Here is a 21,008-nt window from a genome sequence, read left to right as displayed (position 1 = left end):
GCCTGATCGTTCCCACGCTCTGCGTGGGAATGCATCCCGTGACGCTCCGCGTCACAGTGGACGCAGAGCGTCCATGGCGGCGTTACCACGCAGAGCGTGGGAACGATCTATCTGCGTTCAGCCCGCTGCGGTCATTCCTACAGAACCTATCCACTCGTCCTACAGACCAAAGTTAACAAGTCTTATTGCGTGACCGGAGGCTGAACACTACCTGTCAGGCAAAAGCCCGAAACACTCTGCCGCTAGCCAGCAACACTTCAGCTGTGCAACATGGCGCGCGTGCCTTCCACAAATTGGGAATTCCCTTTATGAAACGTTTTCTTAGCATCGCCATGGCGTTGTGCATTGGCCTGACGATGAGCCTCGACGCCAATGCCGCCAAGCGCTTTGGTGGCGGCAAGAGCTCCGGCGCTGCGCCGACTCACCAGACCAGCCAAATGGCTCCTTCTTCTGCTGCAGGCGGCGCTGCTGCCACTGCGGGCGCGGCCGGTGCTGCTGGCGCCGCCACCAAGGCCAGCGGTGCTTCGCGCTGGCTCGGCCCTCTGGCCGGTATCGCCGCCGGTGGCCTGCTGGCCTCCATGTTCATGGGCGACGGCTTTCAGGGCATGCAGATCTTCGACATCCTGATCATGGCGGTCATCGCCTTCCTGGCCTTCCGTTTCATCGCCGCCCGTCGTCGCAAGCAGCAGGAGCATATGGCTCCAGCCGGCGCGCCGATGCAGCGTGAAGTGTTCGAACAGAAACCAACAGCCATGGGTTCGATCTTCGGCGGCTCGGCAGCACCGGTTGCCGCTCGTCCGGTGATCAACGCGCCGGCCTGGTTCAATGAACACAACTTCATTGAAGCGGCCCGCAACCACTTCCAGTCCCTGCAGCAACATTGGGACGCCAACGAAATGGACAAGATTGCCGAGTTCGTGACTCCGCAACTGCTGGAGTTCCTCAAGCGCGAACGTGCCGATCTGGGCGACGGCTTCCAGTCGACCTACATCGACAACCTCCAGGTACAACTGGACGGCGTTGATGACCGTGCGGACAAGACTATCGCCACCCTGACCTTCAGCGGTGTGTCGAAGTCCTCGCGCTTTGATCAGGGCGAAGTGTTCAGCGAAAGCTGGAACATGGAACGTGCACAGGGCGAAAACCAGCCTTGGCTGGTGGCCGGTATCCGCCAGAACGGCTGATCACTTCCCGCGTTTCACCTGTTGTAATAAAACCCCGGCCTCGGCCGGGGTTTTCTATTTCGCGGTTGCATCTATAGCGAGCTACTGTATAAACCGCCCCAACTAAACCGCGCCATCAAGCAAGAGGATCCCGGACGTGGAAGAAATCATCGAACAACTGCGTGAAGCCAACGAACCGGTACCGGTCCCCTTGGAATTGCCTGACGAAGATCAGATTGTGGAAATCGAAGAGCAACTGTTCATCGACATCCCATTCGTCTTCAGAGAATTTTTGCTGACCGTCAGCGACGTGGTCTACGGCAGCCTGGAGCCGGTGACCGTCACCGATCCGCAGTCCCACACCTACCTGCCGGACGTTGCCGCCAACGCCTGGGATGCTGGCGTCGATCGCAGCATGATTCCGATCTGCCAGGACGGTGACAATTATTACCTGGTCGAAGAAGACGGCACCGTGGTGTTGTGGCTGGCTGAGGAAGAGTTGCTCGCCGAAGAAACCTGGGAATCGGTATGGCACTGGGCGCGGGACGTCTGGCTGGAAAGCTGATTTACCCTGATGCATCGCGTGTTCAATGCCCGGACGATTCCTTGTGATTGTCCAGCGTTTCCAGCAAAGCCACCTGCATCCGCGTATGCACGCGGATGAACCAGCGCCAGAGCAGCGCCGCCACCGCGGCCGCGACTATGACGATCAGCACCAGCAACTTGTTGGTCGGCAGAATACTGGCCGACAAGGCTGTCAGCAGCAGGAAAATCACTAACAGCGAGAGTATCGGGATCACTTCGGCGATCACCCGACGCACTCGCTGTGTGTGGCGGCCGGCCATTTCCGGTTTCACACCCATCTCTGCCAGCAGCATCGACAGCGCCTTGAGCTTACGATAGGCGGCGATCAGGAACGGCAGTGACAACAGCAACGCCCCGCCCCAGATCAACGCTTTCTGCCAGCTCGGGTCGCTGACCCAGGCTTGCAGGTAAACGGACATGCGCTCGGCGAAGAACGCGCCCGAGAGAAAGATCGCAATCACCAACGCCAGATTCACACCTACCTGCAACAGAATCCGCCGGATCATCGACGCCAACAGTGCGCCCTCGCCCTGAGGCTGAATGCTGCGCAGCCATTCGCCATACATCCCCAGCACACGGCTCAGACGCTGCGGCATCACTGCCGCAAGCTTGATCGACAGCGGATCGGCCGCGCGGATCAGATACGGCGTCAACAGCGTGGTGATCACCGAGACGGCCACCGCCACCGGGTAGAGAAAGTTGCTGGTGACCTGCAGCGTCATGCCCAACGCCGCGATGATGAAAGAGAATTCGCCAATCTGTGAAAGCCCCATCCCCACGCGCAGTGAGGTGCGTCCGTCATTGCCGGCGATAAAGGCACCGAGGCCGCAGGACAACATCTTGCCCAGCACCACTGCCACCGTGATCACCGCGATCGGCCAGGCGTATTGCAGCAGGATCATCGGGTCGAGCATCAGGCCGATGGCGACGAAGAAAATCGCACTGAACAAGTCGCGAACCGGCTCGATCAACTGCTCGATCTTCAGCAGTTGTCGCGATTCAGCCATGATCGCGCCAATCAGGAACGCGCCCAGGACCATGCTGTATTCAAGTTTGACCACCAACAGGCAGAAGCCGAAACACAGGCCCAGTACGGTGATCAGCAGCATCTCGTTGCTGTCGAACTTGGCCACATAGGCCAGCAGCCGCGGCACCAGCAGAATGCCAATAACCAGTGCGACAATCATGAACAGTGAAAGCTTGCCGACCGTGGAAAACACTTCTCCGGAACTGACGGTTCCGCTGACCGCGATGCTCGACAGCAACGCGATGATGCCAATGCCGAGGATGTCTTCGACGATCAGCACGCCGAAGATCAGCTGTGCAAAACGCTCGTTCTTCATCTTCAGGTCGTTGAGCGCCTTGACGATGATGGTGGTCGAGGAAATCGCCAGGATCGCGCCGAGGAACAGCGAGTCCATGGTATTCCAGTCGAACCAGCGGCCGATTTCATAGCCGATCCAGATCATCAGGACGATTTCCAGGAACGCTGCGATGAACGCCGTGGCACCGACCTTGAACAGCTTGCGCAGGCTGAACTCCAGCCCCAGGCAGAACATCAGGAAAATCACCCCGAGTTCGGCGAGGGTCTTGATGGTTGCTTCATCGTGGATCAGGCTGAACGGAGGCGTGTGCGGGCCGATTATGAAGCCGGCGACGATATAGCCGAGCACCACCGGTTGTTTGAGACGATGAAAGAGCACGGTCACCACACCCGCGATCAACATGATCACTGCCAGATCCTGAATGAAACTGATGGCATGCATGGCGTAGGCTCCTTGGAGTGGCCTTTCGAAGGGTAACACCGCGACTTCTGGCAGAAAGGCGGTGCAATATATGGAAACAGATCGATCCGGGAGTGACGGCGACCATCCGCCCGGCGTCCCGATAACTGTTGGTTTGAAAAACCAAGCACCCGCAGAGGTGTAACCCCGAATCCTGCCTTGAACCCGTGAGTACGTTATGGAACCCGGAAACGCCCAGCTGTCGATGACGGTATTGATGACCCCCGACATGGCCAATTTCTCTGGCAATGTCCACGGCGGCACCCTGCTCAAATACCTCGATGAAGTGGCCTACGCCTGCGCCAGCCGCTATGCCGGCCGCTATGTGGTGACCCTGTCGGTGGATCAGGTGATCTTCCGCGAGCCGATTCACGTCGGCGAACTGGTGACCTTTCTGGCGTCGGTCAACTACACCGGCAACACCTCGATGGAGGTGGGCATCAAGGTCGTGACCGAGAACATCCGCGAGCGCTCGGTACGCCACACCAACAGCTGTTTCTTCACCATGGTCGCGGTGGATGACCAGCGCAAACCGGCCGCAGTCCCACCGCTGCAACCGCAGAACAGTGAAGACAAGCGTCGGTACATGCAGGCCCAGCAGCGTCGGCAGATTCGTCAGGAACTGGAAAAGCGTTATCAGGACATCAAGGGCGACGCCTGAGCTATTCAGTCAGTTTGACGGTGTTCATTAGATCGTCTTCGCGAGCAAGCCCGCTCCCACAATGGATCTTCAGTGCACACAGATTTCGTGTACGACAGAGAGCCAGTGTGGGAGCGGGCTTGCTCGCGAATGGGGTCGACGAGAAGCTCAGAGGCTGATCGCCGTCGCTTCGAACCGCACCCGCGGATGGGCAATCCGGTCCTGCGCCCGCACCAGTTCCAGCTCATAGCTGGCGCAGGCCTGGGTTTCCAGCATCACTTCATGCACCGCCGCCGCGGTGAATTCGAAGGCACTCACCAGACTGTCACCCAGCAGCACGCGCGCCAGGAACAGCCCGGCAGTCAGATCGCCAACGCCCACCGGCTGACGCGGAAACGCCAGCAGCGGCCGACGCAGGTGCCAGCTGCCTTCGGCGGTCACCAGCAACATCTCGAAGCCATCCGCCAATTTGCCGGGATAGTCCAGATGCTTGACCAGCACCGCCTTCGGACCGCGCGCCAACAGCGCTCGCGCCATGGCCAGGCAATCGAACAGTGACTGCGCCTTGCGCCCCGAGAAGCTGTTCAGCTCCAACTGGTTCGGGCACATGAAGTCGGCCACCGCTGCCGCCTCTTCCAGCAGAAAATCGCTGACCTCGGCTGGAACGGTACAGCCCTTCTCCGGATGGCCCATCACCGGGTCGCAGAGGTATACCGCTTTGGGATTGATCGATTTGATTCGATCCACGCCCGCGAGAATCGCTCGGCCCTGGGCCGCGCTGCCGAGGTAGCCGGACAACACGGCATCGCAATTGCCCAGCTCACCAATTGCAGCGATTCCTTCTACCAATTCCGGAATCTGATGCGGAGCCAGCACTTCCCCGGCCCACTGGCCATATTGCGTATGGTTGGAGAACTGCACGGTATTGAGCGGCCACACGTTCACCCCGACCCGCTGCATCGGGAAAACCGCGGCGCTGTTGCCAGCGTGGCCGAACACCACGTGGGACTGGATGGCGAGCACATGGGGCGTACGTTTCATGCGGTGAGTTTTCCGTCAAACGATTGAAATTCGAGCCGCGCAGTATGCGACTAAACGCAGCCTGTACGACAGACCGGCGACGCAGTTAAGCTGGCACTATCTTGTTGGAGCACCCTGTTGATGCTGACCCTCGGAAATATCTTCGTGCTGATGCTGCTCGCCACCGGTGGCGCGTGGTTGTGGCACAACCACGGCTTGCGCGAACGTGCGCTGGAGCGGGTCATGCAGCATTGCGCCAAGCTTCGGATCGAGCTGCTGGACGGCAACGTAGCCTTGAAGAAGATCGCTTTCATTAAAGACGCCAACGGCCGTCGGCGCCTGGCCCGTGTGTATAACTTCGAATTCACCGTGACCGGCGAAACCCGCCACACCGGCACCATCACCCAGTTCGGCGCCCACAGCGCACAGATCGAGCTTGCGCCCTACCCGATGCCGTTCGACGACACTCCGCCGGTGGTCGATATCGCGAAGCCCAGAGCCGAGGTGATTGAACTGAGTCAGTGGCGGCAAGAACACACCAAGTGGCGGCCTTGAAGGTAGTTGTTGTCAGTTAAATCCATTCGCGAGCAAGCCCGCTCCCACATTTGATCTGTTGTGCTGCACAACTTGTGTGCACATCACAGTCCCTCTGTGGGAGCGGGCTTGCTCGCGAATAGGCCTTCTCAGGCGGTGAAAAATCAGCTAGTTCGCTTGAACCCTGCACCCCACCAGCCCCTCCTGCAGCTCTTCAACAGCCTGCTGCTCACTGAAAATCAGCTCAATACGCGAATCCCGACGCCATTCGCTGGGTTGCCAATCCAGTAACGAGTTATCCAGCGCATTGGCCGACACCCAACCCTCAACGCTGTGGATAACCAATTTCGCCCGCCGCCATTCAAGGCGCTCAAGCCACTCCCCGATCAATACGGCATCAAATACCTGACTCGGATGCCACCGCCATCCAACACTCCAGCCACCCTCTTGCGCCTGACTCAAGCAAATCGGCAGCGTGGGGTCGGTCCAGATGGCCGGCATCTGCGCCAATCCCTTGGGCATGACAAAGTTATCCACACCCCCGACAGCCTGAGCCCCGAGCCCCGGCAACTCACTCAATGGCAAAACGGCTTGCTGCGTCCAGTACAAGGGACGCGTCGGCAACTGTGCGGCGATTCGCTGGCGATCACTGTCGTCGAGGCCTTCTGCCTTGTTCAGCAACAGCAACCCGGCACTGTCCAAGGCTTGCTGTTGCGCCGCAGGCAGCGGTTTTCCGGCCGCGAGCGCCTGGGCATCCAGCACCAGCACGCACGGCTGCACCGCCAGGACGCCTTGCCACGGCGCCTCACTCAATTGCCGGAGTAACTGCGCCGGATGCCCTAGCCCGGAGGGTTCGATGAACAGTCGATCCGGTCGTGCCTTGCGCAGCAACCGCCCGAGGCCGATCTGAAACGGTGCACCATTGACGCAACACAAACAGCCCCCGGCCACTTCCCCCAGTGCGATACCATCGGCATCCTGGGTCAACAGCGCGGCATCCAGACCGATCTGGCCGAACTCGTTGATCAACACTGCCCAGCGCTCACCCACGGGCCGTTGCGCCAGCAGGTGCTTGATCAGGCTGGTCTTGCCAGCGCCTAGCGGGCCGGCAATGACGTGGGTGGGAATGTTCTGCAACATGGTCGAGGTTTTCTGAGGAGGTAAAGAGGTTGATGGGATTGTCGTTGCTTCTGGCGCTCACGTCGGGCGAAGCGCTGGCTCAGGCCTGCGTGGTGCACAGCACGGCTGAGCGGCTCGACGTGAAGGTCTGCCAGCAAAACCGCAACATCCCGGAAAAACTGTTCGCCGACGGATTCTGCCAGCCGAATCTGCCCGGGCAGAAAGTCGAAGTGCAGTACGTCGACCAATGCCCTACCGGCGCGTTCGGGGTGTGCAGCAACGCTCAAGTCGCCAATATGCCCTACCGGCAGGATATTCACTATTACGGCGTGGCCACCGATGCGGCGTATTTGAAGCCGTTTTGCGAAGCCCAGAGCCAGGGAACCTGGCTCAAACCTTGAGCGGCTAGCTCAGCCAGTCAAGGGTCAGGATCAAACGACGCTCTCCCGGCGCTGGTTGCGGCGAACGGTGGATCAAACCGAAGCCTTCGTTGCCGTGCCACTTCTCCCCTTTAAGCAACGCCACTTCGCCGCTGGTGATTTGCTGGATCAGCGACTCGTCCTGCGGTTCGGCGTCAGGTTTACCTAATTGCCAGCGATCCATCGCCCCTTCTTTCAGCCATTGGCTGCCGATACCTGCGTAGGTGGTGATCAACCGCACGGGCACGTGATCGACGTGGAAACGCGGGCACATGGCTGTGTCCAGAACCCGCAGGCGCAGGCCGATACGCTGGGCGCCCAACAGGCAAGCGAAAGCGCTGACCAGCCAGGAAATATCGGCGATAAAGCCTTCGTAGCCCTCAAGGTCGCTGAAGCCTGAGGCTAAACCGTGGAGATTGGGTTCGGCGTCATCGCCGGGCATTTCCAGGGACAGTGACTCGGCCAGCGGCTCGTTCAGGGACAACAACAAACGACCGAAATCGGCAATGTGCGCCGGGAGTTGGCGTTGCCAGAGGGCGAGGTTCACGCCGTCGTCCAGAATTCCGGTCAGCGCTTTGGGCGTATCACCTTGAACCTGACGAATGACCGGTCGCAGCTTCAGACTGGGCGCCAACATCAGGCGGCCGCCTCTTCGTGCCAAGGACCGAACGGATCGGGCAGTAACTGCCAGCCCTCGACGCCCAAGGCCATTTCAGCATCCGTCAGCAGGCAGTTATCGAGTTCGGCGGCGAGTTGCGCAAAGTCGATGTTCTGGCCGATAAACACCAGTTCCTGGCGGCAATCACCGGTGGCGGCCGTCCAGTTTTCCATGATCCCGGCGGTGCTTTCTTCGTCTTGCGGCCACTGGTTTTTCGGCACGAAACGCCACCAGCGCCCGGCAAAACCGTGGCGCATCAAGCCGCCGGCCTGGGACCAGCTGCCAGCATCCCTGTGTTTGCTGGCCAGCCAGAAATAGCCCTTGGAGCGCAGCAATTTGCCGTTCACCCACGGACGATCGATGAAGCTGAAGAAGCGTTGTGGATGAAACGGTCGCCGCGCCCGATAGGCCGTGGAGGCGATACCGTACTCCTCGGTTTCCGGCACGTGTTCACCGCGCAATTCCTGCAACCATCCCGGCGCCTGAGCGGCTTTTTCGAAGTCGAAGCGCCCGGTGTTGAGGATTTTCTTGAGCGGCACTTCGCCCATGACCATCGGAATGATTTCCGCCTGGGAATTGAGCCGTTCAAGGATCGCGATCAACTCTTGGCGCTCGTTACTGCCGATCAAATCGATCTTGCTGATCAGGATCACGTCGGCGAATTCGATCTGCTCGATCAACAGGTCAGTGATCGAGCGTTCGTCCTCCTCGCCCAGGGTTTCGCCACGGGAAGCGAGGCTTTCGGCGGCTTGATAGTCGAGCAGGAAGTTCATGCCGTCGACCACGGTAACCATGGTGTCTAGCCGCGCTATGTCCGCCAGGCTCTGCCCTTCTTCATCGCGAAACGTAAAAGTTTCCGCTACGGGCAAAGGCTCGGAAATCCCCGTGGACTCGATCAGCAGGTAATCGAAACGACCGTCTCTGGCGAGTTTGCTGACTTCTTCGAGCAAATCTTCCCTCAAGGTGCAGCAGATGCAGCCGTTACTCATTTCCACGAGTTTTTCTTCGGCACGATTCAAGCTGACATCGCGCTGAACTTCGCTGCCATCAATGTTGATCTCACTCATGTCATTGACGATCACCGCGACACGCAAATTTTCGCGATTACGTAGTACGTAATTAAGAAGTGTACTTTTTCCGGCACCGAGAAAGCCCGACAGGACGGTCACGGGGAGACGATTGGGCATCAGGTATTCCTCATCAGGATGTGGCCGGTCAAATCGCCCGTTGATGGCGTTCGCGCAGCTCTTCACGTTCTTTGGCTTCAATACACAAAGTGGCGGTGGGTCGCAGCAGCAGGCGCTTGAGACCAATCGGCTCACCGGTTTCGCGGCACCAGCCGTACTCGCCGCGAGCCACGTGCTCGAGGGCTTCGTCAATCTTGTCCAGGAGCTTCTTTTCCCGCTCCAGCAGGCGCAGTTGCCACTGGCGCTGTTCTTCGGCGCTGCCGATATCGGCGGGATCGCTGTGGGGTTCCTGCTCGCGTAACGCGTCGAACTCGCCGGCAATGCGCTCCTGCAGCTCGCTGCGCTGAGCCAGCAACAGCTCGCGAAAGAAACCTTGCTGGGCGTCGTTCATGTAATCGGCGGCGGGTTGAGCGAGGAGTTCTTGTTCAGTCATGGCGGTGAATCATCAGAGCGGGTGTATTTTTATGTTATAGTATAACAATGCAAATAAGCCACTCCCCTCTTGTTACTCACGACAAAGGGCACGATGCTTTAAACCGTCCGCCCTTTTGAGAAATGCCATGGGAAACGCCCTGAAACTCTCGCTATTGAGCCTTTCGCTGCTGATTGCGGTCGATGCCTGGGGACAAATCCCGAGTCTGGCCAACTGCACCCGCAGCGCCAATCTGCTGGCCTGCGTAGATGCCGACGGCAATGCCTACAGCGTTAACACTGTCGGTAGCACGATCTATCTGCGCGGCTTCGAAGTAGCCGGCAAACGCCAATGGGCACAAACCAACAGCCGCTACGGGCAACTGACATTCTTCACGGGCATCGCATCCGATGGTGAAGCCTGGGTCGGTTACAACCGCCGGGTTGGCTGGACAACCATCAATCGGTTTTCCAGTTCCGGCGGCAGCAGCGGCAAGTTCACGTGTAGCCGGATGACCGGCTGCTAGGCCTGCATCTTCTTCTGTTCCTGTTGCCAGGCGATGTAGCTGTTCACCGGTGGGTTCTTCTGAAAATAGCGCTGCAAACCTTCGAACAAACCATCCGCCACGGCTTGTTGATGACGGGCAGTCACCAGTCGCTGGCTGTCGCGGGGGTTTGAGATGAAGCCGGTTTCCACCAGAATCGACGGCACATCCGGAGACTTCAATACAGCGAATCCCGCTTGTTCCACGCGCTTCTGATGCAGTGTGGTGATGCCTGCCAGGCTGCCAAGCACCGTACTGCCCAGTTGCAAGCTGGCGGCGATGGTGGCATTCATCGACATGTCGAGAATCACCCCGGCGAGCATCGGATCCTTATCCTTGAGATTGAGCAGGCTGGTGGCACCCAGCAGGTCTGCACCGTTCTCCCGTTGCGCCATGAAACGCGCCGTGGCCGAGGTCGCGCCGCCTTCGGACAGGCAGTACACCGACGCACCTGAAGCGGTGAGACGCGGCGCCGCATCCGCATGAACCGAGATGAACATGTCGGCATTGTGCTTGCGGGCGATCTCCACGCGTTTACGCAGCGGGACGAAGAAGTCGTCGTTGCGCACCAGTTTCACGTCGAAGCCCTTCTCGCGCTTCAGCCGCTTGGCCAGCAATTGGGCGATCGACAGCACCACGTCTTTTTCCCGCTCACCTTTGGCACCGACCGCGCCCGGGTCTTTGCCACCGTGACCCGGGTCGACCACCACGATGATGTCGCGCTTGGGGTGAGCCTTGGCGGGGACGGGTTCAGGTTTTTCCGACGGCACCGCCGCAATCTGTAGCGGCGCGGCGGTCTTCAGATCGAGCACCAATCGGTGCCCCTGCCCGTCCTGGGGCGGCAGCAGGAAACTGTTGAGCTGCACCGGGCCGCTGAGGTCGAGGACAATCCGCGTATCGCCCCGACCGAAATGTCCGGAGCGGATTGAGCGAATCACCGTATTGCTGAGTGCTAACTGACTGAAATCGCCACTGAGATTGGCGCCACTCAGATCAATGATCAGCCGCTGCGGAGCGCTCAGGGAAAACGTCTTGTATTGCACCGGCCCGCTCAGATCGAACACCAGTCGCAGCTTGTCGTCCGAACGCCACAGTCGTGCATTGCGAATTTGCGTGGCCGACACACCAAAGGGTAAAGCGAAGGCCGCGCTGGCCAGAATCAGGTTGAGCAAGTGACGTCTGTGCATGGTGAAAGCCTGCTCACGAAAAAGGCATCGTCGATTTGATTGTTATAATATAACATGCCAAATCAACTCCCACGATGGACCTGCTCATGAATGCGCTGACTCTGCCGGATATCGCCGCGCAGGCCTCACGCCAAGCCCTGCCACTCGATTGGGTGGGCATGTGCGGCATTGCTCTTCCTGTTTTATTCGATGGCCAGCGACTGAGCGCAAAGGCCGACGCTGGCGTTAGCCTCGACGATGGAGAGGCGCGCGGCATCCATATGTCGCGGCTGTATCTGGCGTTGGAAATGCTTGAGCAGGAAAACCTTTCGCCCGCGTTATTGCGGCGAGTCTTGCAAAATTTTCTCGAAACCCATGAAGGACTTTCCCGCAACGCTTACCTAAAAATTCACACCGATCTATTGCTCAAAAGACCTGCGCTCGTCAGTCCACTGGCCGGCTGGAAAACTTATCCGGTGAGCATCGAAGCCAGTTTGAAAAACGCGATGTTCCACGTGGAACTAAAAATCGATGTTCCTTATTCCTCAACCTGCCCGTGCTCAGCGGCACTTTCGCGGCAGTTGATTCAACAACAATTCGTGGATGACTTTGCCAACAAGTCGCTGCAACACGCCGACGTTCTGGTTTGGCTCGGTTCCACGAAAGGCATCGTCGCCACGCCGCATAGCCAACGCAGCAATGCGCGATTGCAGTTGCGTCTGGTCGATTATCTGGATGACCTGCCGTTGATCGCCGCGATCAACGATGCGGAAGCAGCCCTCGGCACCGCAGTGCAAACCGCCGTGAAACGCGCCGATGAACAAGCCTTCGCCCTCGCCAATGGACAGAACCTGATGTTCTGCGAAGACGCCGCTCGACGCTTGAACCTGGCCCTGAAACGCTCCGCCGGAATCAACGCCTTTCACGTGCGAGTCGTTCACGCCGAAAGTCTTCATGCCCACGATGCTGTCGCCGAAAGTCGCTGGAATTGGGAGGCCGCATGATCCAATGCCAAGCCTTGCGCTGGGGCGCACCCGGTCAACCGCTCACTCCGTCGGTGGATTTCCAGTTGCCCAAAGGAAGTCTGACCGCTGTCATCGGTGCCAACGGTTCGGGTAAAACCAGCCTGCTGAAAGTCATCGCCGGTCTGCAAAAGCCACTGGCTGGAAAAGTCATCATTGATGTTCCACGCAAAGGCGGCCTTTCGTTCCTGCCTCAGCAACAACATCTGGATCGGCAGTTCCCCATCAGCCTGCAAGAGTTGGTGGCCGCAGGTTTCTGGGGCAGCAAGCAAACTCCGGAAATTCGCAGCCAACGCCTCAAGTCTGCGCTGGAAGACTGGTGCCTGAGTGGCCTGGAACATCGCCCATTGATGGCTCTCTCCGGGGGCGAATTGCAGCGTGCCCTGCTCGCCCGGTTGAGTCTCGCCGAAGCCCCCTTGCTGCTGCTCGACGAACCCCACGCCGCACTCGACGAACTCGGCCAGGCGCTGCTCTGGAAACACATCCATGCCTGGCATGCCGAAGGTCGAACGCTGGTGGTGGTGTGTCATGACCTGGCCGCCGTGCGCCAACACATCCCACAAGCCCTATTGATCAAAAGCAGCGGCTGCGTCCTCGGCCCCAGTACCGATCTGATTCGCCAACAACCCCAGACGCAGGTGGCTTGATGATCGCTGCCGCTCAGCTTTGGCAACCGTTCCACGAATTCGCATTCATGCGCCGGGCATTGCTTGGTGGTCTCGTTCTGGCGTGCAGCACCGCTCCGCTTGGGGTGTTTTTGATTCTACGGCGCATGAGCCTGATCGGCGACGCGGTGGCTCACGGCATCTTGCCGGGCGCCGCATTGGGCTTCTGGTTCGCCGGTTTGAGTTTGCCCGCGTTGACCATCGGTGGCCTCGGTGCTGGTCTGAGCATGGCCGGACTGGCGGCCTGGATCACCCGCCGCACCGGCCTGCGGGAAGACGCGAGCCTGGCCGCGATCTACCCGATATCGCTGGCCAGCGGCGTGCTGATCCTCGGCATTGCCGGCAAGCGACTGGACCTGTTGCACCTATTGTTTGGCTCGGCGCTCGCGGTCGACGGGCCGACTTTGACCGGCATGATTTGGGTCTCGGGCTTCAGCCTGATCGCCATGGCCCTCATCTACAAACCCCTGTTGCTGGACACCCTCGACCCGCTATTTCTGCAAACCGTCAGCCGCCTCGGGCCACTGGCTCATGGGGTATTTCTGACGCTGGTGGTGCTGAACCTGGTGATCGGTTTCCAGGCCATCGGCGCCCTGATGGTGGTCGGTTTGATGATGCTGCCGGCCGCAGCTTCTCGCTTCTGGAGTCGTCGCTTGCCGGTACTGATGGTCATCGCCACGCTGCTCGGCTGCCTCTCGGTCTGGTTCGGCTTGTTGCTGTCGTTTTACTACTCGCTACCCAGCGGCCCGGCGATTGTGCTGGTGGCTGGCGCTTTGTATCTGCTGTCCGTGGTGTTCGGTCCGGTGCACGGTTTGCTGCGCCGCCCGCCTTTGCTCACATCCCAATGAGGTGTAACCCGATGCGCGCTTTACTCGTGCTGTTCAGTCTGATGCTTTCGATGTCGCTGTCTGCCGCGGAAAAACTCCAGGTAGTCACCAGCTTCAGCATCCTCGCCGACATGACCCATCAGGTCGGCGGCGACCATATCCAGATCACCAACATGGTCGGGCCGGACGCCGATGCCCATACCTACGAGCCGACCCCGGACGATGCCAAAGCATTGCTCAAGGCCAGATTGATCATCAAGAACGGGCTAGGTTTCGAGCCATGGCTGGACCGTCTGGTGACCAGCACCGAGACCAAAGCTGCGGTCATCAGTGCCAGCCACGGTGTCATTCCACGCTCGCTGGATGAAGACGGCGAAACCATTCCCGACCCACACGCCTGGCACAACCTGGCGAACACCGAGCTGTACATCAGCAACATCACCAAAGCGCTGATTGCCGCCGACCCTGCCAACAAAGCCGACTACGAACACAACAGCCAGGCCTATCTGAAAAAGATCTACGCCTTGCTCGCCGAGGCCAAAGCCAAGCTCGGTTCGCTGCCGCAGGGTAATCGCAAAATCGTGACCTCCCATGACGCCTTCGGCTATCTCGGTCAGGCGTACGGCATCGACTTCATGGCACCTCAAGGACTGTCTACCGAACGTGAACCGTCGGCCGCCGAAGTCGCTGCGCTGATCACCCAGATCCGTCAGGCCAAAGTCAAAGCGGTGTTCATGGAAAACATCAAGGACGCACGCCTGCTCAAGCAAATCGCCGATGAAAGCGGCGCGCATATCGGCGGGACGCTGTACTCCGATGCCCTCGCGGCGACCGGCCCGGCCAGCACGTTCGCCGGGTTGTTCGAATACAACCTCAACACCCTGTACAACGCGTTGAGCAAGCCATGATCCGCAAGAATCCTTCAGGCGATCTGCCGTTGATTGCCGAGTCGGCGTACGTGGATAAAACCGCCATCATCTGCGGCAAAGTGTTGATCGGCGAGAACGTGTTCGTCGGTCCTTATGCGGTGATTCGCGCCGATGAAGTGGACGACTCGGGCGAGATGGAAGCGATCACCATCGGCGCCAATTCGAACATCCAGGACGGCGTGGTGATCCACTCCAAGTCGGGGGCGGCGGTGACCATCGGCGAGTTCAGCTCTATCGCCCACCGTTCCATCGTGCATGGCCCCTGCACCGTTGGTAATCGCGTATTCATCGGGTTCAACAGCGTGCTGTTCAACTGCGCGGTGGGCGACGGTTGCGTGGTGCGGCACAACTCGGTGGTCGATGGTCGTGACTTGCCTGAAGACTTCTACGTGCCCTCCACCACGCGCATCGGCCCCAACACTGACCTGTCGCAGTTCCCACCGGTGAGCGTCAGTGCCTCGGAGTTTTCCGAGGATGTGGCGCGCACCAACGTTGATCTGGTGCGGGGCTACAAGCCCTGCAAAACGAATTCTGACCATGAGCAGCGTGTTGATTCGCAACGCCCGGCTGGTCAATGAAGGTCGTGAATTCGACGGCGATCTGTTGGTGAGCCACGGTCGCATCGTCAAGATCGCCAGCAGCATCGAAGGTGAAACGGCCGCCGTGGAAATCGACGCCAACGGCCAATGGCTGCTACCGGGCATGATCGATGACCAGGTGCATTTCCGCGATCCCGGAGCGCCGGACAAGGGCAGCTTCCATACCGAATCCAGGGCGGCAGTTGCCGGCGGCATCACCAGCTTCATGGACATGCCCAACACCTCCCCGGCCACCCTGACCCTCGCCGCGCTGGCCGACAAGAAGCGTCGAGCGGCGACCAGCTCAGTGGCCAATTACGGTTTTCATTTCGGCGTGAGCAACAACAATCTCGATACCGTCGCCGCGCTCAATCCTTGTGAGGTGGCCGGAGTCAAAGTGTTCATGGGCGCCTCCACCGGCAACATGCTGGTGGACGATCCACGGATTCTCGAGCGGCTCTTCGCCGAGGTGCCGACCATTTTGTTGGCTCACTGCGAACACACACCCAGCATCGAAGCCAATGCCGCAAACCTGCGAGAGCTGTTCGGCGAGCACCTTCCACCCGCCGCTCACCCGCTGATCCGCAACGCCGAAGCGTGCTTTCGCTCCTCCTCAATGGCCGTTGATCTGGCCAGGCAACACGGCACCCGACTTCACGTTTTACACTTGAGCACGGCCCGCGAACTGGCGCTGTTCGAAGACCAGCCGCTGGCACAGAAGCGCATCACCGCCGAAGTCTGCCTGCACCACTTGCTGTTCGATGATCGCGACTACCCGAGCCTTGGCAACCTGATCAAGTGCAACCCGGCGATCAAGACTCAGGCCGACCGCGATGCTTTGCGCAAAGCATTGTTGAGCAATCGACTGGACGTGATCGGCAGCGATCACGCGCCTCATACCTGGGCCGAAAAGCAGCGGCCCTACAGCCAGGCGCCGTCCGGTTTGCCGTTGGTGCAACACGCCCTGCCCGCGTTGCTGGAGCTGGTGTCCGATGAGATATTGCCGATCACCACCCTCGTGGCCAAGACCAGTCACCGGGTCGCCGATTTGTTTGCCATCCCCGACCGCGGCTACCTGCGCGAAGGCTATTGGGCAGATCTGGTATTGATTAAACCCGAGCCCGGTGGCGTTGCGGTTTCCCGGCAGCCGATCCTTTCGCAATGTGGCTGGACGCCCTTCACCCACCACTGTTTTCGCCACAGCGTCACCACTACGCTCGTGTCGGGGCAAATTGCCTGGCACGACCAACGTCTTAATGACAGCTGCCAGGGTTTAGCCCTACGGTTTATGCGCTAGCGCGTTATCGAAAACATTCGAGAACACGATCATGATCCACATCACCCTGCCCGATGGTTCATTGCGTGAGTACGATCAGCCGCTGTCTGTGTATGAGGTCGCTGCGAGTATCAGTCTCGGGTTGGCCAACGCGGCGGTGGCCGGGCGGGTCGACGGCGTGTTGATGGATTGTGGATTCCTGATCAAGGGCGATGCCCGAGTCAGTATCGTCACGCCTCAGGAGCCCGATGGCCTGGAAATCCTTCGCCGGTCCTGTGCGCTGATGTTGGCCATGGCCGTCAAACAGCTTTTTCCGCACGCGCAATTGCGGACCGGATCGTCGCTAGGTGACGGTTTCTTTTATGAGTTTGCTTTCCAGCGCTCTTTAACTCTGGCCGAGCTGCCAGTTATCGAAGCGCGCATGCATGCACTGGCGGCGACCAACCATTCGATCCGCCGGGAACCAGCTCCCCAGGCGACGTCAACTGAACGGTTATCGCTGTATCGCTTGGGGGATTTTGAAAGTTTCGCAGCAGGCCCGCATGTTCCCACCACCAAGGTATTGCAAGCATTCACTCTGGACCATATCAGCGGCACGTCGCAGCAACGGATCTACGGCACGTGCTGGTCCAGCCAACAGGAGCTGGACACCTGGCGAGCGCCGCCGCAGGTGATGGTCGTGAACATCGATGAACGTCAGACCGCTTATGCGCACTCAGTAACCCAGGCACTGCGCCGCCGCGAACTGCGGGCCAACTCGGACCTGCGTAACGAGAAAATCAGCCACAAGATTCGCCAGCACAGCCAGAAAGTGCCGTATCTGCTGGTAGTGGGAGAGAAGGAAAAGGAAGGCGGGTTTGTCAGCATGCGCAGCGGCAGTGGAGAGGATTTCGGGGAGAAAGGGATTGAGGCGGTGTGTGAATTGTTGAATCCGCCCAAGATTCAAGGTGACTAAACGGACGTCATCGCGGGCAAGCCCGCTCCCACAGGGATCGCGTATGACCTTGTGGGAGCGGGCTTGCCCGCGAAGCGTTTAGGCCCGTGGTTTAACGGTCCCGCAATCCTGCCCCAACCACACAGCGCGAGTATCGAGGCTACCCTTCTGCTGAATGCCAGTGGCGTTGAACGTGCCGTTGACCTTGGTGGTGAATTCACGATCGCTGAGGAATGTGGCGACACCCGCACCTTGCGCTTTCGGACAGCTGAAACGGAATTTCCATTGGTTGCCGGTACGTTCGGTGATTTGCTGCTTACAGCCCGATTGTGGGTCCGTCAGTGGAATGTTGTCGGTCTTCACCTGCTCAGGCGTCAGGCACGCCCGAATCCCTTTGCCGCCCATAGTGATGCCCTGCTTCTCCAGCTGCGCGCGCTGTTCAGGGGTCATCTGACTCTGTATCTGGCCGAGGATCAGTTGCAAATCGGGCAGGTTCTGGTCATCGACCTTCATGTTGCTTGAAGTCATTTCCCACAAGCCCGGCTGCAACATCTGCGCCTGAGCAGCCACAGGAAGTGTCAAACCAAACGCAATGGCCAAACCCAGCAGACGAACGTTCATCGAGTAACTCCTGATCATTAGTGGCCGTTAGACGTCAGCCACGGGCTTCGGTTCATGGGCCAATTAAATAGCGACATTCTGCCCGGAACATGGTCTGTTAAGCATTGAATCTTCAGGAGCAAGGCTGCCCCATGGATTATTTTGGACCGCATGTTTTCGGTTATCTGATCGCAATCCTGCACACGCTGGGTTCGATTGCCGCCATCCATGCCGTATTGACCGTTCGGACCGCTCAGGGCTCGATCGCCTGGGCTCTGTCACTGCTGTTCATTCCCTACCTCACGCTTATCCCTTATCTGGTCTTCGGCCGCAGCACCTTCGATGGCTATATCAAGGCCCGGCGGCAAGCCAACGAGGAAATGCGCAAGGCCATCTCCGAGCTGAACTGGCGCCCCTGGGTAGAAGAGGCACTGGCTGCTCGTGCCTCCAGCGCCTACGCGTCTTTGAGGGCCATGCCGAAACTGGGGCGCATGCCGTGTCTGGCGAATAACGAAGTACACCTATTGATTGATGGCCAAGCCACCTTCGATGCGATTTTCGACGCCATCAGTAACGCCCGGCAAGCGGTGCTGATCCAGTTCTTCATCATCCACGATGACCGCCTCGGCCAACGCCTGCACACCTTGCTGACCAAGAAAGCTGCCGAAGGCGTGGCGATTTACTTGCTCTACGACCGCATCGGCAGCCACTCCCTGCCCCACAGTTACGTGCAACCGTTGCGCGATGCCGGTATCGAGGTCAAAGCCTTCGCCACCCGCAGCGGCTGGCTCAACCGCTTTCAGGTCAATTTCCGCAACCACCGCAAGATCGTCGTGGTCGACGGGATTGTCGGTTTTGTCGGCGGGCTCAACGTCGGCGACGAATACATGGGCGAAAAACCGCCCCTGGCACCATGGCGCGACACCCACGTGCAAGTGCGCGGGCCGGTGGTGGCCTGCATGCAGGAGTCCTTTGCCGAAGACTGGTTCTGGGCGGCCCGTTCGCTGCCGCCGTTGATCCTGCCGGAGGTTTATCCAGATCACGGCGTGCTCTGCCAATTGCTGGCCACCGGCCCGGCGGATTCCTACGAAACCTGTTCGCTATTCTTCGTCGAAGCCATCCATGCGGCAACGGAACGGGTGTGGATCACCACCCCTTACTTCATCCCCGACGAAGCGGTGTTCGCCGCGTTACGACTGGCAGTATTGCGTGGTGTGGATGTACGGATTTTGTTGCCGTCGCGGGCGGATCACCGGATCGTCTACGCCGCGTCCAGCCTTTACGCCTTCGAAGCAGTACGTGCTGGCGTACGCTTGTTCCGTTACCAGCCGGGGTTCATGCATCAGAAAGTGGTGCTGATCGACAGCGAAATCAGCGCCATTGGCAGCGCCAACATGGACAACCGTTCGTTCCGGCTGAATTTCGAAGTGATGTTGCTGACGGTCGACAGTCCGTTTGCTGCCGAAGTGGAACAGATGCTCAACGATGACTTCGCCCAGGCTCACGAAATCGCCAAAGAAGAAAGCCGGGAGACCCACCGTCTGCAACAGATCGGCATGCGGATCGCCCGGCTTATTTCACCGATTCTTTAAGGGTTGTAAATGTCGTCGCGGGTCCAGGGCAGTTCATGGCTGCCATCGGGATGGGCTTTCACCGCGAGAATTTGATGCAGGTTGATCCAGCCTCTGGCAAAGGCATAGGCGCACCCTGCCAGGTACAACCGCCAGATCCGTAAAGCCTGTTCTGGCACCAGTTTGCTGGCGGCTTCCAGATTGTCTTCCAGGCGTTCGCTCCAGTGGTCCAGGGTTCGCGCGTAATGCAGGCGCAGGCTCTCGACATCGACGATTTCCAGCCCCGCTTCGCTGATCTCGGCCGAGATCATCGACAGATGCGGCAGCTCGCCGTTGGGGAACACGTACTTCTCAATGAATTCACCAGCGCCGCGCCCAACCGGACGACCATCGGTGTGCTTGGCGGTGATCCCGTGGTTCATCACCAGGCCACCCTCTTTCACCGCGCCGAACAAGGTTTTGCAGTACTCGGACAGGTTCGCGTGGCCAACGTGTTCGAACATGCCGACGCTGACCACCTTGTCGAAGCGTCCGTCCTGAGGCAAATCGCGGTAGTCGAGCAGTTGCAGTTCGATCTGATCCTCCAGGCCTTCGGCTTTCACCCGTTCACGGGCCAGTTCCAATTGTTCCTTACTGAGCGTGATCCCGAATACCTTCGCGCCGAACTCACGAGCGGCATACCGCGCCAACCCTCCCCAGCCGCAACCGACATCCAGCAGATACTCGCCTGGTTGCAAGCGCAACTTGCGGCACAGGTGGCGAAACTTGGCTTGTTGGGCTTGCTCAAGGGTTTCACTGCCGGTCTCGAAGTAGGCGCAGGAATATGCCATGTCGCTGTCGAGCCACAGTTGGTAAAACGCGTTGGAAAGGTCGTAGTGGTAGGAGATGGCTTTGGCATCGGTTTCTTTGTCATGAACCGTGCGCACCGGTTGTGCATCTTGATCTTCGTTGATCAGCGCCTGACTCCACTCATCGCAGACACGAATCACATCGCTGATAGAGCCTTCCAGCTCCAGCTTGCCTTCGACAAACGCCGCCCCCAACGCGTCGAGGCTGGGATGGGTGAACTGGGTAACCATGTGTGGGTCCTTGACCACAATGGTGACGCTGGGCGTCGGCCCCAGATTGAACTCATGGCCGTCCCAGAGTCGCAAGCGAAGCGGTAATTGCAGATTCTGTAAGGCCGGTGGAAGTTGCGCGAGCATGAAAAGTCCCCCTTGTTTCAGACGTCAAATCTGAGGGTAGACCATCCTTGAAAAATAGCAGGCTATCGAATTAATAGCCTTTTTCTATTCCCGGTATTGCCTGCAACACTGAAACCATCCAACGGACGATCGTTGAAAATGACCGCCTTACCCTAGATGACTACAAATCC

The 21,008-nt window shown here is 59.1% G+C and carries 22 protein-coding genes and 1 pseudogene; 14 read left to right on the top strand and 9 right to left on the bottom strand.

Going from position 1 to position 21,008, the window contains the following annotated elements; all coding sequences use genetic code 11:
• Window positions 1-308 precede the first annotated feature (308 nt).
• The gene (locus AC1RQB_RS12030; RefSeq protein WP_008073568.1) at window positions 309-1,184 is read left to right on the top strand and encodes a Tim44 domain-containing protein; all 876 of its coding nucleotides are present in this window, start codon (window positions 309-311) and stop codon (window positions 1,182-1,184) included.
• A gap of 136 nt (window positions 1,185-1,320) precedes the next feature.
• Entirely contained in the window at window positions 1,321-1,728 is a 408-nt protein-coding gene (locus AC1RQB_RS12025) for an SMI1/KNR4 family protein (protein ID WP_008073570.1), read from the top strand.
• 22 nt (window positions 1,729-1,750) lie between these two features.
• Here the strand turns inward: AC1RQB_RS12025 and AC1RQB_RS12020 are convergent, their stop codons facing one another.
• The gene (locus AC1RQB_RS12020) at window positions 1,751-3,514 is read right to left on the bottom strand and encodes a cation:proton antiporter (RefSeq protein ID WP_008073572.1); all 1,764 of its coding nucleotides are present in this window, start codon (window positions 3,512-3,514) and stop codon (window positions 1,751-1,753) included.
• Window positions 3,515-3,710: 196 nt separating this feature from the next.
• On the opposite strand from AC1RQB_RS12020, the gene AC1RQB_RS12015 reads away from it, so the two are divergent.
• Window positions 3,711-4,193: an acyl-CoA thioesterase gene (locus AC1RQB_RS12015; RefSeq protein ID WP_007896533.1), complete on the top strand. Its 483-nt coding sequence runs from the start codon at window positions 3,711-3,713 to the stop codon at window positions 4,191-4,193.
• Between the two features lie 147 nt (window positions 4,194-4,340).
• Here the strand turns inward: AC1RQB_RS12015 and pdxY are convergent, their stop codons facing one another.
• Entirely contained in the window at window positions 4,341-5,213 is an 873-nt protein-coding gene (pdxY, locus tag AC1RQB_RS12010; protein WP_063342064.1) for a pyridoxal kinase PdxY, read from the bottom strand.
• Between the two features lie 120 nt (window positions 5,214-5,333).
• Between pdxY and AC1RQB_RS12005 the strand changes: the two genes are divergently transcribed.
• Window positions 5,334-5,747 carry a DUF3301 domain-containing protein gene (locus AC1RQB_RS12005; protein ID WP_007896535.1) on the top strand — a complete coding sequence of 138 codons (414 nt, stop codon included), beginning with the start codon at window positions 5,334-5,336 and terminating at the stop codon, window positions 5,745-5,747.
• Window positions 5,748-5,894: 147 nt separating this feature from the next.
• On the opposite strand, the gene AC1RQB_RS12000 is transcribed toward AC1RQB_RS12005, so the two are convergent.
• Entirely contained in the window at window positions 5,895-6,866 is a 972-nt protein-coding gene (locus tag AC1RQB_RS12000; protein ID WP_207267420.1) for a CobW family GTP-binding protein, read from the bottom strand.
• Window positions 6,867-6,898: 32 nt separating this feature from the next.
• Here AC1RQB_RS12000 and AC1RQB_RS11995 point away from each other — a divergent pair, with 32 nt between their 5' ends.
• Window positions 6,899-7,246: a hypothetical protein gene (locus AC1RQB_RS11995; RefSeq protein ID WP_063342063.1), complete on the top strand. Its 348-nt coding sequence runs from the start codon at window positions 6,899-6,901 to the stop codon at window positions 7,244-7,246.
• A gap of 4 nt (window positions 7,247-7,250) precedes the next feature.
• Here the strand turns inward: AC1RQB_RS11995 and AC1RQB_RS11990 are convergent, their stop codons facing one another.
• From AC1RQB_RS11990 to dksA, 3 genes are read right to left on the bottom strand one after another with little or no spacing between them, the layout of a single operon-like run.
• Entirely contained in the window at window positions 7,251-7,901 is a 651-nt protein-coding gene (locus AC1RQB_RS11990; RefSeq protein ID WP_063342062.1) for a DUF1826 domain-containing protein, read from the bottom strand.
• Window positions 7,901-9,109 (bottom strand): zinc metallochaperone GTPase ZigA, encoded by a 1,209-nt coding sequence (gene zigA / locus AC1RQB_RS11985; protein WP_008073586.1) that lies wholly within the window; start codon window positions 9,107-9,109, stop codon window positions 7,901-7,903. Before zigA ends, AC1RQB_RS11990 begins: the two co-directional genes overlap by 1 nt.
• A gap of 28 nt (window positions 9,110-9,137) precedes the next feature.
• On the bottom strand, window positions 9,138-9,542 hold the full coding sequence (gene dksA, locus AC1RQB_RS11980) for an RNA polymerase-binding protein DksA (RefSeq protein ID WP_008073587.1): 405 nt from the start codon (window positions 9,540-9,542) through the stop codon (window positions 9,138-9,140).
• 127 nt (window positions 9,543-9,669) lie between these two features.
• Here dksA and AC1RQB_RS11975 point away from each other — a divergent pair, with 127 nt between their 5' ends.
• Entirely contained in the window at window positions 9,670-10,047 is a 378-nt protein-coding gene (locus AC1RQB_RS11975) for a hypothetical protein (RefSeq protein WP_063342061.1), read from the top strand.
• Here AC1RQB_RS11975 and AC1RQB_RS11970 read toward each other — a convergent pair.
• Entirely contained in the window at window positions 10,044-11,252 is a 1,209-nt protein-coding gene (locus AC1RQB_RS11970) for an N-acetylmuramoyl-L-alanine amidase (protein ID WP_008073589.1), read from the bottom strand. The genes AC1RQB_RS11975 and AC1RQB_RS11970 overlap by 4 nt on opposite strands.
• Before the next feature lie 86 nt (window positions 11,253-11,338).
• On the opposite strand from AC1RQB_RS11970, the gene folE2 reads away from it, so the two are divergent.
• From folE2 to AC1RQB_RS11935, 7 genes and pseudogenes are all read left to right on the top strand, one after another.
• Window positions 11,339-12,235 (top strand): GTP cyclohydrolase FolE2, encoded by an 897-nt coding sequence (gene folE2 / locus AC1RQB_RS11965; RefSeq protein WP_063342060.1) that lies wholly within the window; start codon window positions 11,339-11,341, stop codon window positions 12,233-12,235.
• Window positions 12,232-12,900 carry a metal ABC transporter ATP-binding protein gene (locus tag AC1RQB_RS11960; protein ID WP_063342059.1) on the top strand — a complete coding sequence of 223 codons (669 nt, stop codon included), beginning with the start codon at window positions 12,232-12,234 and terminating at the stop codon, window positions 12,898-12,900. Before folE2 ends, AC1RQB_RS11960 begins: the two co-directional genes overlap by 4 nt.
• Window positions 12,900-13,766: a metal ABC transporter permease gene (locus AC1RQB_RS11955; RefSeq protein ID WP_063342058.1), complete on the top strand. Its 867-nt coding sequence runs from the start codon at window positions 12,900-12,902 to the stop codon at window positions 13,764-13,766. The genes AC1RQB_RS11960 and AC1RQB_RS11955 overlap by 1 nt, the downstream gene beginning before the upstream one ends.
• Window positions 13,767-13,777: 11 nt before the next feature.
• The gene (locus AC1RQB_RS11950) at window positions 13,778-14,653 is read left to right on the top strand and encodes a metal ABC transporter substrate-binding protein (RefSeq protein WP_063342057.1); all 876 of its coding nucleotides are present in this window, start codon (window positions 13,778-13,780) and stop codon (window positions 14,651-14,653) included.
• Window positions 14,650-15,209, top strand: a pseudogene (locus AC1RQB_RS11945) (gamma carbonic anhydrase family protein). The gene AC1RQB_RS11950 and the pseudogene AC1RQB_RS11945 overlap by 4 nt, the downstream one beginning before the upstream one ends.
• Window positions 15,210-15,211: 2 nt before the next feature.
• Entirely contained in the window at window positions 15,212-16,549 is a 1,338-nt protein-coding gene (locus AC1RQB_RS11940) for a dihydroorotase (protein ID WP_063342056.1), read from the top strand.
• A gap of 31 nt (window positions 16,550-16,580) precedes the next feature.
• Window positions 16,581-17,483 carry a His/Gly/Thr/Pro-type tRNA ligase C-terminal domain-containing protein gene (locus AC1RQB_RS11935; RefSeq protein ID WP_063342055.1) on the top strand — a complete coding sequence of 301 codons (903 nt, stop codon included), beginning with the start codon at window positions 16,581-16,583 and terminating at the stop codon, window positions 17,481-17,483.
• Window positions 17,484-17,561: 78 nt separating this feature from the next.
• Here the strand turns inward: AC1RQB_RS11935 and AC1RQB_RS11930 are convergent, their stop codons facing one another.
• Window positions 17,562-18,083, bottom strand: a complete 522-nt coding sequence (locus AC1RQB_RS11930; RefSeq protein ID WP_008007839.1) for a DUF3617 domain-containing protein — start codon at window positions 18,081-18,083, stop codon at window positions 17,562-17,564.
• 131 nt (window positions 18,084-18,214) lie between these two features.
• Between AC1RQB_RS11930 and cls the strand changes: the two genes are divergently transcribed.
• A complete protein-coding gene (cls, locus tag AC1RQB_RS11925) occupies window positions 18,215-19,654 on the top strand; it encodes a cardiolipin synthase (RefSeq protein WP_063342054.1) in 1,440 nt (479 codons plus the stop codon).
• On the opposite strand, the gene cfaB is transcribed toward cls, so the two are convergent.
• Window positions 19,651-20,838: a C17 cyclopropane fatty acid synthase CfaB gene (gene cfaB, locus AC1RQB_RS11920; protein WP_063342053.1), complete on the bottom strand. Its 1,188-nt coding sequence runs from the start codon at window positions 20,836-20,838 to the stop codon at window positions 19,651-19,653. The genes cls and cfaB overlap by 4 nt on opposite strands.
• Window positions 20,839-21,008 lie beyond the last annotated feature (170 nt).

The organism is Pseudomonas sp. GW822-FHT02E03 (assembly GCF_058802325.1).
Note: the sequence above shows the minus strand (reverse complement) of the source record. Positions and strands in the feature narration are given on the sequence as shown.

Coding starts and splice junctions, on each gene's coding strand:
- folE2 (WP_063342060.1), top strand. CDS start 11,339: ATGAATGCGCTGACTCTGCCGGATATCGCCGCGCAGGCCTCACGCCAA.
- AC1RQB_RS11930 (WP_008007839.1), bottom strand. CDS start 18,083: ATGAACGTTCGTCTGCTGGGTTTGGCCATTGCGTTTGGTTTGACACTT.
- pdxY (WP_063342064.1), bottom strand. CDS start 5,213: ATGAAACGTACGCCCCATGTGCTCGCCATCCAGTCCCACGTGGTGTTC.
- dksA (WP_008073587.1), bottom strand. CDS start 9,542: ATGACTGAACAAGAACTCCTCGCTCAACCCGCCGCCGATTACATGAAC.
- AC1RQB_RS11990 (WP_063342062.1), bottom strand. CDS start 7,901: ATGTTGGCGCCCAGTCTGAAGCTGCGACCGGTCATTCGTCAGGTTCAA.
- AC1RQB_RS12020 (WP_008073572.1), bottom strand. CDS start 3,514: ATGCATGCCATCAGTTTCATTCAGGATCTGGCAGTGATCATGTTGATC.
- AC1RQB_RS11970 (WP_008073589.1), bottom strand. CDS start 11,252: ATGCACAGACGTCACTTGCTCAACCTGATTCTGGCCAGCGCGGCCTTC.
- AC1RQB_RS12015 (WP_007896533.1), top strand. CDS start 3,711: ATGGAACCCGGAAACGCCCAGCTGTCGATGACGGTATTGATGACCCCC.
- zigA (WP_008073586.1), bottom strand. CDS start 9,109: ATGCCCAATCGTCTCCCCGTGACCGTCCTGTCGGGCTTTCTCGGTGCC.
- cfaB (WP_063342053.1), bottom strand. CDS start 20,838: ATGCTCGCGCAACTTCCACCGGCCTTACAGAATCTGCAATTACCGCTT.
- AC1RQB_RS12030 (WP_008073568.1), top strand. CDS start 309: ATGAAACGTTTTCTTAGCATCGCCATGGCGTTGTGCATTGGCCTGACG.
- AC1RQB_RS11950 (WP_063342057.1), top strand. CDS start 13,778: ATGCGCGCTTTACTCGTGCTGTTCAGTCTGATGCTTTCGATGTCGCTG.
- AC1RQB_RS11995 (WP_063342063.1), top strand. CDS start 6,899: ATGGGATTGTCGTTGCTTCTGGCGCTCACGTCGGGCGAAGCGCTGGCT.
- AC1RQB_RS12005 (WP_007896535.1), top strand. CDS start 5,334: ATGCTGACCCTCGGAAATATCTTCGTGCTGATGCTGCTCGCCACCGGT.
- cls (WP_063342054.1), top strand. CDS start 18,215: ATGGATTATTTTGGACCGCATGTTTTCGGTTATCTGATCGCAATCCTG.
- AC1RQB_RS11940 (WP_063342056.1), top strand. CDS start 15,212: ATGAGCAGCGTGTTGATTCGCAACGCCCGGCTGGTCAATGAAGGTCGT.
- AC1RQB_RS11960 (WP_063342059.1), top strand. CDS start 12,232: ATGATCCAATGCCAAGCCTTGCGCTGGGGCGCACCCGGTCAACCGCTC.
- AC1RQB_RS11955 (WP_063342058.1), top strand. CDS start 12,900: ATGATCGCTGCCGCTCAGCTTTGGCAACCGTTCCACGAATTCGCATTC.
- AC1RQB_RS11935 (WP_063342055.1), top strand. CDS start 16,581: ATGATCCACATCACCCTGCCCGATGGTTCATTGCGTGAGTACGATCAG.
- AC1RQB_RS12000 (WP_207267420.1), bottom strand. CDS start 6,866: ATGTTGCAGAACATTCCCACCCACGTCATTGCCGGCCCGCTAGGCGCT.
- AC1RQB_RS11975 (WP_063342061.1), top strand. CDS start 9,670: ATGGGAAACGCCCTGAAACTCTCGCTATTGAGCCTTTCGCTGCTGATT.